This is a genomic window from Olleya sp. UBA1516, assembly GCF_002323495.1.
Lineage (GTDB): Bacteria > Bacteroidota > Bacteroidia > Flavobacteriales > Flavobacteriaceae > Olleya.
In genome coordinates this window covers 147,068-160,625 of the sequence record NZ_DCQO01000005.1, presented here as the reverse complement: position 1 = coordinate 160,625, position 13,558 = coordinate 147,068, and the positions used below count along the sequence as shown (strand labels likewise).

The 13,558-nt window shown below is 31.3% G+C and carries 17 protein-coding genes; 9 read left to right on the top strand and 8 right to left on the bottom strand.

Annotated features, from left to right (window positions below):
• Positions 1-8 precede the first annotated feature (8 nt).
• The 4 genes from B2989_RS01940 to B2989_RS01925 all read left to right on the top strand — a co-directional run bounded on the left by B2989_RS01940 (position 9) and on the right by B2989_RS01925 (position 4,969).
• Positions 9-1,436, top strand: coding sequence for a hypothetical protein (locus B2989_RS01940; protein ID WP_292943368.1), 1,428 nt, complete (start codon positions 9-11; stop codon positions 1,434-1,436).
• A gap of 141 nt (positions 1,437-1,577) precedes the next feature.
• A complete protein-coding gene (locus B2989_RS01935) occupies positions 1,578-2,048 on the top strand; it encodes a lipocalin family protein (protein WP_292943365.1) in 471 nt (156 codons plus the stop codon).
• A gap of 5 nt (positions 2,049-2,053) precedes the next feature.
• Entirely contained in the window at positions 2,054-2,761 is a 708-nt protein-coding gene (locus tag B2989_RS01930; protein ID WP_145005732.1) for an OmpA family protein, read from the top strand.
• Between the two features lie 87 nt (positions 2,762-2,848).
• Positions 2,849-4,969, top strand: coding sequence for a Tex family protein (locus tag B2989_RS01925; protein ID WP_292943360.1), 2,121 nt, complete (start codon positions 2,849-2,851; stop codon positions 4,967-4,969).
• 57 nt (positions 4,970-5,026) lie between these two features.
• Here B2989_RS01925 and B2989_RS01920 read toward each other — a convergent pair whose 3' ends face one another.
• On the bottom strand, positions 5,027-5,527 hold the full coding sequence (locus B2989_RS01920) for a hypothetical protein (protein ID WP_292943357.1): 501 nt from the start codon (positions 5,525-5,527) through the stop codon (positions 5,027-5,029).
• A 93-nt stretch (positions 5,528-5,620) separates the two neighbouring features.
• Positions 5,621-5,965 (bottom strand): hypothetical protein, encoded by a 345-nt coding sequence (locus B2989_RS01915; protein WP_292943354.1) that lies wholly within the window; start codon positions 5,963-5,965, stop codon positions 5,621-5,623.
• A gap of 129 nt (positions 5,966-6,094) precedes the next feature.
• On the opposite strand from B2989_RS01915, the gene B2989_RS01910 reads away from it, so the two are divergent.
• The 5 genes from B2989_RS01910 to B2989_RS01890 all read left to right on the top strand — a co-directional run bounded on the left by B2989_RS01910 (position 6,095) and on the right by B2989_RS01890 (position 9,161).
• On the top strand, positions 6,095-7,000 hold the full coding sequence (locus B2989_RS01910; protein ID WP_292943351.1) for a histone deacetylase family protein: 906 nt from the start codon (positions 6,095-6,097) through the stop codon (positions 6,998-7,000).
• Positions 7,001-7,039: 39 nt separating this feature from the next.
• Positions 7,040-7,867 carry a helix-turn-helix domain-containing protein gene (locus B2989_RS01905; protein ID WP_292943348.1) on the top strand — a complete coding sequence of 276 codons (828 nt, stop codon included), beginning with the start codon at positions 7,040-7,042 and terminating at the stop codon, positions 7,865-7,867.
• A 133-nt stretch (positions 7,868-8,000) separates the two neighbouring features.
• Positions 8,001-8,168: a hypothetical protein gene (locus tag B2989_RS01900; protein ID WP_157814064.1), complete on the top strand. Its 168-nt coding sequence runs from the start codon at positions 8,001-8,003 to the stop codon at positions 8,166-8,168.
• A 26-nt stretch (positions 8,169-8,194) separates the two neighbouring features.
• Complete coding sequence (locus B2989_RS01895) at positions 8,195-8,743, top strand: carboxymuconolactone decarboxylase family protein (RefSeq protein ID WP_292943338.1); 549 nt, start codon at positions 8,195-8,197, stop codon at positions 8,741-8,743.
• 28 nt (positions 8,744-8,771) lie between these two features.
• Positions 8,772-9,161 carry a hypothetical protein gene (locus B2989_RS01890; RefSeq protein WP_292943335.1) on the top strand — a complete coding sequence of 130 codons (390 nt, stop codon included), beginning with the start codon at positions 8,772-8,774 and terminating at the stop codon, positions 9,159-9,161.
• A 4-nt stretch (positions 9,162-9,165) separates the two neighbouring features.
• Here the strand turns inward: B2989_RS01890 and B2989_RS01885 are convergent, their stop codons facing one another.
• The 6 genes from B2989_RS01885 to B2989_RS01860 all read right to left on the bottom strand — a co-directional run bounded on the left by B2989_RS01885 (position 9,166) and on the right by B2989_RS01860 (position 13,488).
• Positions 9,166-9,921, bottom strand: a complete 756-nt coding sequence (locus B2989_RS01885) for a LytR/AlgR family response regulator transcription factor (RefSeq protein WP_292943332.1) — start codon at positions 9,919-9,921, stop codon at positions 9,166-9,168.
• Positions 9,899-10,711, bottom strand: a complete 813-nt coding sequence (locus tag B2989_RS01880; protein ID WP_292943329.1) for a sensor histidine kinase — start codon at positions 10,709-10,711, stop codon at positions 9,899-9,901. The genes B2989_RS01885 and B2989_RS01880 overlap by 23 nt, the downstream gene beginning before the upstream one ends.
• Entirely contained in the window at positions 10,693-11,319 is a 627-nt protein-coding gene (locus B2989_RS01875) for a hypothetical protein (RefSeq protein ID WP_292943326.1), read from the bottom strand. Before B2989_RS01875 ends, B2989_RS01880 begins: the two co-directional genes overlap by 19 nt.
• An 8-nt stretch (positions 11,320-11,327) precedes the next feature.
• Positions 11,328-11,876, bottom strand: coding sequence for a hypothetical protein (locus B2989_RS01870; RefSeq protein ID WP_292943323.1), 549 nt, complete (start codon positions 11,874-11,876; stop codon positions 11,328-11,330).
• 64 nt (positions 11,877-11,940) lie between these two features.
• A complete protein-coding gene (locus B2989_RS01865) occupies positions 11,941-12,534 on the bottom strand; it encodes a hypothetical protein (RefSeq protein WP_292943320.1) in 594 nt (197 codons plus the stop codon).
• Between the two features lie 81 nt (positions 12,535-12,615).
• The gene (locus tag B2989_RS01860) at positions 12,616-13,488 is read right to left on the bottom strand and encodes a hypothetical protein (RefSeq protein WP_292943317.1); all 873 of its coding nucleotides are present in this window, start codon (positions 13,486-13,488) and stop codon (positions 12,616-12,618) included.
• Positions 13,489-13,558: the final 70 nt, after the last annotated feature.

Here is a 13,558-nt window from a genome sequence, read left to right as displayed (position 1 = left end):
ATAAGTTTATGAAGTACGCCTTAATACTATTTGCATTTGTTTTTAGCACCTTAACTTCTGCTCAAGAAGAATGGGTTGGATTTAATATTGAAGAAGAAACAAAACAACTGTACCCTAAGGACGTTATTCCTGTTGTTAATGAAGACAATAACCAAATCGCCATGTTTTTTACAAATAGAAAGGTGATTTTTGGAAATCTTCATGATCAAAATAAACAATTAATCGGCTCAATAAATAATGTAATCATTCCTAAAAAGGGTAAGATTTTAATTGGTGCAATATATGACCAAGAGACTTATACGCTGTTTTTTAGTAATAATAACAAATCTCATTTTAGTTCGGTTTCGTTAAGTTTTAAAACAGGAAACTTTAAAATAACAGAAGACTTAAACATTGAATTTAAAAAAGAAAAAATAGTCGAATATCTAGTCTTAAAAAATAAGCTTCATATTTTATCTGTTAGTAGGAAAGAAGATGTTTTAATATCTAGAACATTAACTGATAAGGGTCTTATTAAGACAACTAATTACGATTTATCATCGCAAGCAATAGTTAATAACATTGACAGAGATTACCCATTATATCCTTTGCTATTTGGCAACCCTAACTACGCAGCTATTGAGGTTGTTAATAGTAATGTTCCCAACAGTTTAGAGCAAACTAATGCGTTTACAAAATTATATGTAGACAATAATAATCTTACAATTACCAATAATCTTTTTAACAAGTATACTTACGTTATTAGTTTAGATCTAGAAAGTGATTCTTATAGCTTTAATAGCATTATCAATACAGGTTATACTAATAATCATCATGGCGCAAATTCTAATTCCTTTATTCATAAAGATAAACTGTTAACCATCTATTCTACATTAGATAACTTAAGTTTTAGTGCCTATAATTTAGATGATTTTGGGTTAATAAAAACGTTTAATATTAACGACAAAGAAGAAATCACGTTTAAAAACACACCAATAATTCAGGAAGGTGGTGCATTTGACGATTACCGAGAACTAGAAAAAACCTCTAAATTTTTAAGAAAAATAACACAGTCTAAAATAGGTATAACTGCTTATTCAAAAAATGAGGACTTAATTATAACATTAGGAGCTAGCGTAGAAATAGATAGAGGTGGTTTTGCTATGGTCAATTTTGGCGCATTTGGCGTAATTGCATATGGTCTAATATTAGACAGCTTTAATAGCTACACTAGAACAAAATCTACTAGAATAAGCTGTTTATTTGACAACGATTTAAATCACAAAACAGGAGACATTCCGTTAAACGAATTTGATCAAATCAAAAACTTTCAAGACGCTAACAGAACGTACAATAATGCACATTTACAAACCTTATTTAAGTATCAATCTAGCTTCTTTTTAGGAAACTATAATAAAAGGACTGGAGAATATACACTTACTAAATTTGACAATTAATTCTTCTAATCGCAAGCATACACCTTCTCTACCTTAGCAATTACAATTTTAAAAATGGTAATTATATAACCTATATTAATAATCGTGTAATATCAAATATCAAGTAATATTGCACCTTTGTATCAAATAAATTAAACAATCATGAAGCAAATAATAACCGTTTTGTTTTTAAGTCTACTATTTAGCTGTGGATCTTCAAAAACAGTAAGACAATCAGAAAAAACCATTAAAGGTCAATGGGTTTTAAACACCATTAATTACAATCAATCAGGCACTTATAATGTATCATTATTAAATGACACATCTAAGGAATGTTTTGAGCAAAGTACTTGGCAGTTTATCCCAAATAATAATACAGGTATTTATACCATAAACACTCCAAATTGTAATACAGGAGAAAGAAACTTTAACTTTACTATTCAGGAGGTAGACGAAACTACAGGTTTATACAACTTCTTATTAAAGCCAACCGATGCTAAAGGGAAAAGTGAAACCAATCAAGGGTTTAGATTAAAATTAGCCCAATTATCAGAAACTAACATGAGATGGGAACAAACCCTTACAGTTGATGGTAAACCATTTACAATTAACATGAACTTTTCTAAATTATAAAAACTATGAAATCTATATTAAAAAAAATATCAATAAGTGCATTAACAGTCGCTATGGCTTTTAGCTTTACTAATTGTAGCAGTGTAAAAAATGCAAATAATAAACAAAAAGGTGGTGTCATTGGTGCTACTGGAGGAGCCATTTTAGGAGCCATAATTGGTAACAATGTTGGTAAAGGTGGTAACGGAGAATTAGGTGCTGTTATTGGTGGAGTTGTAGGTGGTGGAGCCGGAATCCTAATTGGAAACAAAATGGATAAACAAGCACAAAAAATTGAGGAAGAAATTCCTGGTGCTACAGTGGAGCGTGTTGACGAAGGTATTGTGGTAACTTTTGACGAAAATAGTGGTGTGTATTTTGACACAGCAAAATATAACGTAAATGGTGCGTCGCAAGAGACACTTAACAAACTTGTAGCTGTATTTAAAGAGTATCCAGATACTAATATTTTAGTTGTTGGACATACAGACAGTGTTGGTAGCGAAGAAAACAACATGACATTATCTAAAAACAGAGCTAACGCTGTTACCAATTACTTAACAAACCAAGGTTTAAGTAGCGGTAGATTTACAACAAATTGGTTTGGAGAAACACAACCTACTAATGATAATACAACTGCAGAAGGTAGAGCAAAAAACCGACGTGTAAACGTAGCCATTTTACCAAATGAAAAAATGATTAATGACGCTAAAATGGAGTCTGGAGAAAACTAGAATTTTGTCCGATTTTCCTCGGAAAATTAATCAGAGTTAAATATATTACAAGACCTTATTTATTATAAAAAAATAAGGTCTTTTTTTATGCTTTTAAACTATATAATTTCTAAGACAAAATTACCTGAAACATCAGTAAAAAATACGATTGACCTATTAAATCAGGACGCAACTATTCCGTTTATTTCAAGGTACAGAAAAGAAGCAACTGGAAATTTAGATGAAGTCCAAATTGGAGATATTGTAAAATATAAAGAAGAATTTGAAACTTTAGAAAAACGAAAAACAGCAATATTAAAAGTACTCGAAGAGCAAGATGTTTTAACTGATGCTTTGCAAGCCAAAGTCGAAGCTTGTACTGACTTAACAACGCTTGAGGATTTATACTTACCGTATAAAAAAAGCAGAAAAACTAAGGCAGAAACTGCAAGAAAAAATGGCTTAGAACCTTTAGCCAAAATCATCATGTCTCAAAATGCAAATGATGTGGAATCTATCGCATTTAAATATGTAAAAGGCGACGTCAAAACGGTTGTTGATGCTTTGGAAGGTGCAAGACATATTATTGCAGAGTGGATTAACGAGCGTACAGATATACGTAATAATTTACGTAACCAATTGGAGCGTCATGCTATGATTTCCACGAAAGTGGTAAAATCAAAAAAAGAAGATGAAAATGCTCAAAAATTCAGAGACTACTTTGAATGGGAAGAAGCGTTAAGTCGTATTCCGTCTCATAGATTATTAGCCATTTTAAGAGCTGAAAAAGAAGGTTATATTCGTGTTAAAATTGAAATAGATAAAATAAAGGCGTTAGAAAACATTGATAGACGTATTATTAAAAGCGAAAACGCCTGCGCAGATCAGATTGAGCTAGCTATTAGCGACGCGTACAAACGACTATTATTCCCATCTCTAAGTAATGAAGCGTTACAAAAAGCAAAAGAGAAGGCTGATGCATCTGCTATTTCGGTATTTGCAAAAAACTTAAAACAACTATTATTAGGTTCGCCTTTAGGCGAAAAACGAGTACTTGCAATTGATCCTGGTTTTAGATCAGGCTGTAAAGTGGTTTGCCTAGATGCCCAAGGAGTTTTACTGCATAACGAAAACATCTATCCGCATCCTCCAAAAAGCGATAGTATTGGTGCTATAAAAAAACTATCCACCTTAACGGAAGCATATAAAATAGAAGCAATTGCAATTGGTAATGGTACAGCATCCAGAGAAACGGAAGCGCTGGTAAAAAAGATTCAATTTAAAAACGACATACAAGTCTTTGTGGTTAGCGAGGCTGGAGCAAGTATTTACTCGGCTTCAAAAATTGCAAGAGACGAGTTTCCTAATTACGATGTTACCGTTAGAGGTAGTGTTTCTATTGGACGACGCCTACAAGATCCTTTGGCAGAATTGGTGAAAATTGATGCTAAATCTATTGGTGTTGGACAATACCAACATGATGTGGATCAAAGCAAACTACAGAAAGAACTGGATATTGTGGTAGAAAACTGTGTCAATAGTGTTGGTGTAAACATTAATACTGCAAGTACCTCTTTACTTAGTTATGTCTCCGGAATTGGTCCAAAACTGGCCGAAAACATTTTTAATTACAGAAACGAAAATGGTGTTTTTACTAGTAGAAATGCAATAAAAAAAGTACCACGCTTAGGCGGAAAAGCGTTTGAACAAGGCGCTGCTTTTTTAAGAATTAGAGAGGCTAAAAACCCGTTAGACGACTCGGCAGTACATCCTGAAAGTTATAATATAGTCGAAAAAATGGCCAAAGATTTAAAGGTTACTTTAAACGATTTGATTGGCAATCAAGAGTTGCTAAAAAACATAGATTTAAAAAAATACTGTACTGATACTGTTGGTTTACTGACCTTAGAAGATATTATTAAAGAACTTGAAAAGCCAGGATTAGATATTAGAGAAGAAGCTAAAGTATTTACTTTTAATCAAAATATTAAAACAATAAACGATTTAGTTGCTGGTCAATTATTACCAGGAATAGTCAATAACATCACTAATTTTGGATGCTTTGTGGACATCGGAATTAAAGAAAGTGGTTTAATACATGTCTCTAACTTATCGGATAGTTTTGTAAAAGATGTTAATGAGCATGTCCATTTACACCAACAGGTTATTGTTAAAGTTTTAGAAGTTGATGTGCCACGAAAGCGCATCCAATTAAAACTACACAAATAAAAAAAGCATCAATCTATAGGTTAGATTGATGCTTTAAATAAAACTAATTTAATAGCGTTAAGATGCCATTTTAGCTTTGACTGTAACCTTTAAGTTATTGTCAATAATGTCTTTCCAGTTTTCTATTCTTCGTGCTTCATAATCTTCTGTAAAAGCTTCATCTGTGTCAAAAAAACTGATCACGACAGCTTCTTTATTTGGCGTATAAAAAGAGATTTTTAAGTCCAAATGTTTTAATCTTGTTACTTTATCTATGTCTTTTTTATAGTCAGAAAGTACTTCACATGACTTGATTTCAGACAATTCTAAATTAAACACTTGGTTTTCATCTTCCTTAAAAGCAATATAGGATAGCACTTTTTTATCTTCGGTTAAACCGATAAATTTATTGTTCCAAACCTCTTTTAAATTGTACTTAAACCCGTTGGATTTTAATAAATTTTCGGCTTTATGCTTTGTTTTTGTAGTGTTATTTAAACCTTTAAAGATGAATATAAAAAAAGGCACGAATACGCTTAATGATACTAGAATAGCTAGTAGTGTGAATGAAATTTTCATTGTTTTAATATTTTGATTTAATGTATAAGAAATCAATACATTGTCTTTAAGTAAAAGACATGTATTGCAATAGTTAATAAAAACGTATTGCGCTTATGTAAACCAATGAAAAGGGTAAATGATCTGTGTTTTAGACAGTCCAACATCTATAGACCTGTTAGTTTTTTGATACACCAAGAAATTTTCTTGTTGCTCTTTACTAACTGCATTTATAAAAGCTAACTGCTTAAAAAAAGTAATACTGTCTTCTGGCTGTACGTTAACTGTAAGATCAATTTGAGAATTTACAATTATACCTTGAGAGTGTAAGGCTGCACTAGACTGTACTGTATGTTGCGGAAAAGTATTTTGTACGACAGATGCTACCTCAACTTCAGAACTGAAGAAGGTAGACAACCCTATTAAAAGAGAAATAACTAAAAAGTTAAGTCTTGCCATGTTATACTTTAATTTGAAGTACAAAGGTATACGATAAGTTGTTAAGAAGATGCTAAATTATAAAACTTCGATAATTTTTTTTTGAAAAGAGTTAGTATTAAATTTAAAACTTGAACCGTTAATCTACCTATGCTTAAAATAGCTTATCATCCTATTTACTGTCATCCATTGCCTGAAGGACATCGTTTTCCGATGTTAAAATACGAGTTGCTTCCTGAGCAATTAATCCATGAAGGCACTTGTACTGAGGCTAACTTTTTTGAACCGAATAGAATGCTAAACGAAGCGCCAATATTGGCAGTACACGATCCTGAGTATTTTTACGACTTACTTAATATTACATTGGATCCGCGAGCTGCACGTAAAATAGGTTTTCCGTTAAGTGAGGTTTTAATTGAACGTGAAATAGTTATTGCAGATGGCACCATAAAAGCAAGTGAATATGCCATAAAATATGGCATTGCTATGAATATTGCTGGCGGAACACATCATGCCTATTCTAATCGTGGCGAAGCCTTTTGCATGTTAAATGACCAAGCGATTGGTGCTAGATTTCTTCAAAAAAAAGGACTAGCAAAACGTATTTTAATCGTAGATCTGGACGTGCATCAAGGTAACGGAACAGCTGAGATATTTAAGGATGACCCTTCTGTTTTTACGTTTTCTATACACGGAAAACATAATTATCCGTTTAAAAAAGAACAAAGCGATTTGGATATTGCTTTAGAAAACAATGTTGGAGACACGGAATATCTTTCAATTTTAAAGGACACATTACCCAAACTAATTACAAACTTTCAACCCGATTTTGTCTATTATTTATGTGGTGTAGACGTAATTGCTACAGATAAATTAGGGAAATTAGGACTGTCGGTTACAGGCTGCAAAACTCGTGATCAATTTGTATTAGAAACTTGCAAAACTAACAACCTACCAATTATGTGCAGTATGGGAGGAGGTTATAGTCCTGACATAAAAACAATAGTAGACGCGCATGCCAATACGTTTAGATTAGCACAAGATATTTATTTTTAATACTTGTAATTTTATGCTGGTTTTTAAGACTACATGGTTATGCTAAAAACATTTACAGAGTTATCCACCAACGGAACATTAAAAATATCTGACCAAAGCCTATTACAAACATTTACTAGCTCAGAACAAATTGGCTTGTATACTTTTATTATCTCTGGTAAAAGCACTATTACTGTGCTTGTCGATGGTGTTCCTATTGTTTTAAAACCACACCAAATATTGTCATTAACTCCAATTCAATATTTTCAATTTATTGAAGGTGATTATGGTGTTGTCTATCAATTTAATCGCGAATTTTATTGCATAAAAGACCATGATAAAGAGGTGGGTTGTGCTGGTGTTTTGTTTTTTGGGAATGATACTATTCCGGTGATTTCCTTAAATAAAAATGAGCAGCATAAATTTAATGTGCTGCATGATATGTTTTTAGATGAAATTGAAACAGAAGATACTATTCAGGCCGAAATGCTAAGAATGTTATTAGCACGATTTATAATTAAAACCACACGTTTACTTAAAAACGAAATACCTACTTCAATACTTACCAAAGCTACAGACGAAACTTTACGACAGTATAACTTATTAGTAGAAACCCATTTTAAAGAAGCACATCAAGTTAATTTTTACGCAGAAAAATTATTTAAGTCGCCCAAAACATTATCCAATAGCTTTGCTAAATTGGGACAAAGTCCTTTAAAGATTATTCATGACCGTTTAGTATTAGAAACCAAACGTCAATTAATGTATACTGACAAAACTGCTAAGCAAATTGCTTACGATATTGGTTTTGAAGATGCTTCACACTTAAGCAGATTGTTTAAAAAACAAACTAGCATTACCCTTTCTGACTTTAAAAAAGGTTTATAAGCTTTATTTAAAGCCATTATTTCTTCATAAAAATACCATTTGGGAAAAATCGACAACTACTAAGGTAATATCGTCGTTTTAAAACCCGCTTTCGCTTCGCATCTTTGCATTGTAATATAAAAACAACAGCATTATGAAAACGACCATATCTATATTCAATCTAATTGAAATCTTTACAAAAGCTAAAAGAAAGCTAACCAAATCCATCAACCCACAAGAACATTGTGAGCATAAACAATTACACGATTACTATTGTGATGCAGAAATCAACAAAGGAATTATTGACAATTCAATTATATAAAAACACAACATTAAAAACATAAAATTATGACACCTATTAAAGCACTTAAAAGAGACGAAGTAAACGCAACTAATCAAGCTATTTTTGACCAATTAGAAAAAGCGGTTGGATTTGTACCAAATTTATACGCAACCTATGCAAATAGCGAAACCGCTTTAGAGAATTACTTAAACTTTGCAAATGCAAAAACATCTTTAAAAGCGAAAGAAAAAGAAGTAGTAAATCTTGCTGTAAGTGAAGTAAACAACTGTATTTACTGTTTATCTGCACACACTGCAATTGGTAAAATGAATGGCTTTACAGACGACCAAATTTTAGAATTAAGAGCAGGAAAAGCCTCTTTTGACACTAAATTTAATGCATTAGCAGCCTTAGCTAAAAACATTACAGAAACTAGAGGGAAAACAAACGCAACTATCTTAAACAACTTTTTAGAAGCTGGTTATAACCACGGAAATTTAATTGATGTTATTGCTTTAGTTGGTGATAAAACAATCTCTAACTACATCCACAATACAACACAAGTCCCTGTAGATTTTCCAGTAGCACAACCATTAGAAGCAGTAATATCTTAATTAATTATAATCTTAAAAATAAATAACAATGAAAAAATTAATCGCAACTTTAGTATTAACATTAACCCTTTTAGTATCTGTTAATGCACAAGACAAAATGATGAAACATGATGCTGTAAAAACAGTAGCATTAGAGCAAACTACGGGTGAGTTTACCCAAAAAGGATTAACGATAAGTGAAGGGACTTATATTTTTGAAATAGCAAATAACGCTGTTGGAACAGATGTTGGATTTGTACTAATTAAAAAAGGTGCTGATGCTTCTAACCCAGAAAACCACATCAAAACTGCTTATGTAACTAGTGTTGTTAAGGATGGTGACAAACAAACGTCTAGCGCAACAACATTAGCAAAAGGAGAATACACATACTTTTGCCCATTAAATAAAACACCACAGTACACGTTAACTGTACAGTAATATATCAGCTTTTAAGTTGATCTAAAAATTCCTGTCTGCGATTACGCGAGACAGGAATTTTTGCATTTCCAGACAAAATCACATAACCCTCATTCAGATATTTTTGGATATAACTTAAGTTTATTAAATGTGATTTATGTACTAAATAAAAGTCGTTATGCTCTAATAATTTATTAAAATGCCCAATACTATTAGAGCTTAATAATGGCTTACCTTCTTTTAAATGAATTTTGGTATAACCCGCTTCGCCTTCGCAATGCACTATATTTTCAATTTTAATAAACTCTAAGCCTTCCACAGACGGAATTATAATTTTCTTTTTTTGAAACGTTTGTACGCCTAAGTTTTCAATTAACTGCTTGTTTTTTTGAAGCGCAGATTTATCACCAATATTTTTTTCGGCATTAGCCACAGCTTCTACCAGATCTTTATTATCAACAGGTTTAACTAAGTAACCAATTGCACAATGTTTTATAGCCTCAATAGCATAATTATCAAAAGCTGTTGCAAAAATAATTTCGAAATCAGGATTTTCAAACTGTTTTAACACATCAAACCCACTTAATTCTGGCATTGCAATATCTAAAAACACCAAGTCTGGTTTTAGGCTTTTAATTAGTGCAATCCCTTCTTTTGGACTTTGCGTTTCTGCAATTATTTGGACATTTGGACATAAACGTTCTAGCTTATTTTTTAGAATAGCCAGCGCTTTACGCTCGTCGTCAATTAATATGGTTTTAATGGTCATAGTCAATTTCATTTAAGCCTTCCTTAAAAATCAAGGTAACTTTTGTTCCTGTTTTATTAGATGTATCTGCACGATCCTGAATTGTAAACGCGACATCCCAATGTTTACTTTCCTTAAGTAAAGTCAAACGCTCTTCTAAAACAAAACTAGAATGTTCTGTATGCGTTTGCTTCTTTTTAGCATTCATAAGTTTAGACTTATTAATACCAATTCCGTCATCTGTAATTTCAACTTTAAAGCTATAATCGTTGATACTTACAAAGTCAATACTAACTTTTCCCTTTCCTTTTTTATGAAAAATACCGTGATTAATAGCATTTTCTACAATGGGTTGTAAAATCATTGGAGGCAAAAATAAATCTTGTGTATCCAATGCTTTATCTATATTTAATTGAAAGTCAAAATCGTCTTCAAAACGAAGCTTTTCTATTTGTAAATAATTTTTTAATAACGAAATTTCGTGTTCAACCGAAATACGTTCTTTACGAGAATACTCGAAAAATTGTCGCATTAATTTTGAAAATTTAGAGAGGTAATCTTCACTTTTTTCGACTTCGTTTAACTGAATATAATATTGAATAGCATTAAGCGAATTGTGCACAAAATGCGGATTCATTTGTGCTCTAAGCGCGTTTAACTCTAACTCGTGTTGACGTTTTTGATTGTTTAGTTTGATTTCTAACTGCTCCTGGATAAGTTTATTTTTACGATTGTTGAATGTCATAAACAGAAATATTAGTGATAAAACCACTAATAAAGCAACTGAAAATAATGCTATGAAAATTAACTCTTTTTCAGACATAAAAAGCTTTTTATTATAAATCCAAACATTAAAATGATGTTAATCGTAATTGGAATACGATAATAAATACCTGACAACCCAAAATATTTTTGCAACAATACTAATGGTAAATAGCCAATATAAAACACTAAACACCCTGTAACAATCCAAAATTTCTGATCGGTTTTAAAATTGACGACTTCATTTTTGGTTAATAAATCAGAAAAAAATACTGTGCTACAAATTAGTATTGCAATTGCTAAAACGACTAAGGGGATTTTCCATAATACACCAAACGCTTGAAAAAACAGACAATAACCAATTGATGCAATGAAGACAGAAATAAAGACGATGACCAGTCTTTTTGTTTGCAATATGGACTTAAACCAAGTAAGTAAAAACAATCCGGATATTATAGTATAAACATTATATACATAGCCACTTTTAATATCACATATAATTGGTAATAGATAGCCTAAACACTCAATAACCAACACAAAACCTAAGAAGTATCTAAAATTACGTTGCGTAGTGTTTTTATAATTTGGCCACATTACAATTGCTAATACAAAAGCTGCAATTTGTGGTAACCACATTATTAATCTTAATATAATATCTTGGCTAAGCATAATTTAGATTATCCTTTGGTTTTATATTCTATACTATCAGGATCTCCTGCACTACCATAGTTAAGTGGGTTTAACTGGTTAATGTTTTGATGTGGAGCTTCGGTGTTTCTAGTAACTTCTTTAACCGTTGGAATAAAAAATAAGGTAGAGCGCATGACGCTATCCTTGTCTTTTTCAAATTTTACATTTTTGGCTCCAAAATATGCTCTTAAACTAATTTCGTCTTTTGCATATTCTTTATCAGTATAAGATTTGACATATTTTATGTAGTTTTCTAATTCTTCAAGACTAAAACGAATAGCTCTAGAGTCTTTAATATATTTATTGTCCTGCATGTCGACACCTTCTATGGTATCCACTAATGGCTGATTTAATTTTTCGTTTATAAATTTATACTGATTTTCAAGATAGTTTTTCTCATACATTTCTGCTTTTTTTAATGAGATTAAACCTGTTGGTTCTTTGTAAGAATCGTTGTTTTTTTGACACTCTTGAAAGAGTAAAAACCCTAGTACTAAACAAATGATTAGTAATGACTTTGATGTTAAATTTTTCATTGGTTGGTGGTTTAAATTAATAGCTAGATTACTAAGTTAGTATTTTACTTTTTAATATATTTTATTACTGTTTGTTTTCTTTTAAAAAGCAGCTTGTCCAACCGTCTTTATTTGATTTATTAAAACCAATGACTTCTGTAAACACATCTTGTCTTGTTTTTAACCTGGTTGATTGATCAAATTGAATGTCATAAAATGGTGTTTTTATCTTTTTAAAAGTTGCCATCACATCTGCTCTAACGTCGTTTTTTAATGTAATAGATGTTACTTCTTGTACTTCTCTAGAGACTAATCTAACATAAGCAATATTGTCCTTCTGTTTGGTAATATGCTTTTTATATTCTGGTTTAATGGAAACATTATAAACGGTATTTATCCTGATATGATCTGACATTTGTTGATTGTTAGAGGATAATGAATCCAAGACTACAATCCCAGATTTTGCTAATTTTTTAATATAACCTAACTCTACTAGACTTGTTCCTGCATTTTGATAGGTCATTTTACCAACATAAATTCCTTTTATAAATTCCACTGGATTTTCAGCATCGCAAGCTTTAATGTTTTGTAAAGCTAATGCTTTAGTTAAACCATTATTTGCATCCGTACATGACGATAAAATAAGAGATATTATTAGTAGTGTAAATAGTTTTTTCATTGTTTAAAATTTAATAAAACTCAAGACTATTTGTATTAACAGTCTTGAGTTTGTTAGACTAATTTTGAAATTATGTAATGATTATTCTTCGTTTCCGTCGCAAATATTTTCGATTAGTGTGATAATATTTTCAGCTATATTATTAAAATTAGGGACAATCATTTTATCTCCTAAAATATTATTATTAATAAGCTCTAGTTCATAATTAGACGATGCTAATGTGGATACTAAAACTAATTGCACGTTATCCAAATTAGCTTGAGTAGCCAATCCATTTAAAAAGGTATCATCAATAGCAGTATTAATATCATCATCTCCACCTGCTGGTGCATCTGTAATTATAAATACTAGTTTAGTTATACCAGATCTCCAAGATCCCGAAAAATTATTATTTAAAATTTGATCTAATAATAATGCTCCTGGCTCTGCAAAACCATTACCAGAACCCAATGACATATTTGCACTATTTAAATTAGCTAATTGCGTGCTAAAAGTTGTTTGATTTGCAGTAGCAAATGGCTCCATCATGGTTAAGTATTGCGCAGTAGTTGTACCTGTAGTAATAACTTGTTTTTGCGCAGCAGGTAAATTAGTATATCCAACCTGAGTATTGTAACTAGGAGTAGTACCTGCAGTAACCTCGTCAAAAACTGATAACGACAATCGGTAATCACCACCAGACTCTGTTACAATACTTGTTGCTATTGATGAAATTGAACTTTTAATACCTTCAATAGCTTCACCCATACTACCTGTATAGTCTATTAAAAACGCTACGTCCATACCAGAGTCACATGAAAATGGAAAGGTATCTGTTGGTGTGGTATAATCGCAAGCCTCGTCATCACTACATGCAGAAGCAAATAAAGCTAAAACGGTTACTACTACTAATTTTATTGATGTGAAAAATCTAGATTCTGAATCGTTGTTTTTCATTTTATATATTGTTTTCATAATTATAATTTTTAATAAATTAAGGCAGTTGTTTGTTTTATATACTGCCTTAATTTGACATTGATTTATA

Bases quoted from the DNA above. Each gene is read 5' to 3' on its own strand.
- B2989_RS01940 (WP_292943368.1), top strand. From the start codon at position 9: ATGAAGTACGCCTTAATACTATTTGCATTTGTTTTTAGCACCTTAACT.
- B2989_RS01935 (WP_292943365.1), top strand. From the start codon at position 1,578: ATGAAGCAAATAATAACCGTTTTGTTTTTAAGTCTACTATTTAGCTGT.
- B2989_RS01930 (WP_145005732.1), top strand. From the start codon at position 2,054: ATGAAATCTATATTAAAAAAAATATCAATAAGTGCATTAACAGTCGCT.
- B2989_RS01925 (WP_292943360.1), top strand. From the start codon at position 2,849: ATGCTTTTAAACTATATAATTTCTAAGACAAAATTACCTGAAACATCA.
- B2989_RS01920 (WP_292943357.1), bottom strand. From the start codon at position 5,527: ATGAAAATTTCATTCACACTACTAGCTATTCTAGTATCATTAAGCGTA.
- B2989_RS01915 (WP_292943354.1), bottom strand. From the start codon at position 5,965: ATGGCAAGACTTAACTTTTTAGTTATTTCTCTTTTAATAGGGTTGTCT.
- B2989_RS01910 (WP_292943351.1), top strand. From the start codon at position 6,095: ATGCTTAAAATAGCTTATCATCCTATTTACTGTCATCCATTGCCTGAA.
- B2989_RS01905 (WP_292943348.1), top strand. From the start codon at position 7,040: ATGCTAAAAACATTTACAGAGTTATCCACCAACGGAACATTAAAAATA.
- B2989_RS01900 (WP_157814064.1), top strand. From the start codon at position 8,001: ATGAAAACGACCATATCTATATTCAATCTAATTGAAATCTTTACAAAA.
- B2989_RS01895 (WP_292943338.1), top strand. From the start codon at position 8,195: ATGACACCTATTAAAGCACTTAAAAGAGACGAAGTAAACGCAACTAAT.
- B2989_RS01890 (WP_292943335.1), top strand. From the start codon at position 8,772: ATGAAAAAATTAATCGCAACTTTAGTATTAACATTAACCCTTTTAGTA.
- B2989_RS01885 (WP_292943332.1), bottom strand. From the start codon at position 9,921: ATGAAATTGACTATGACCATTAAAACCATATTAATTGACGACGAGCGT.
- B2989_RS01880 (WP_292943329.1), bottom strand. From the start codon at position 10,711: ATGTCTGAAAAAGAGTTAATTTTCATAGCATTATTTTCAGTTGCTTTA.
- B2989_RS01875 (WP_292943326.1), bottom strand. From the start codon at position 11,319: ATGCTTAGCCAAGATATTATATTAAGATTAATAATGTGGTTACCACAA.
- B2989_RS01870 (WP_292943323.1), bottom strand. From the start codon at position 11,876: ATGAAAAATTTAACATCAAAGTCATTACTAATCATTTGTTTAGTACTA.
- B2989_RS01865 (WP_292943320.1), bottom strand. From the start codon at position 12,534: ATGAAAAAACTATTTACACTACTAATAATATCTCTTATTTTATCGTCA.
- B2989_RS01860 (WP_292943317.1), bottom strand. From the start codon at position 13,488: ATGAAAACAATATATAAAATGAAAAACAACGATTCAGAATCTAGATTT.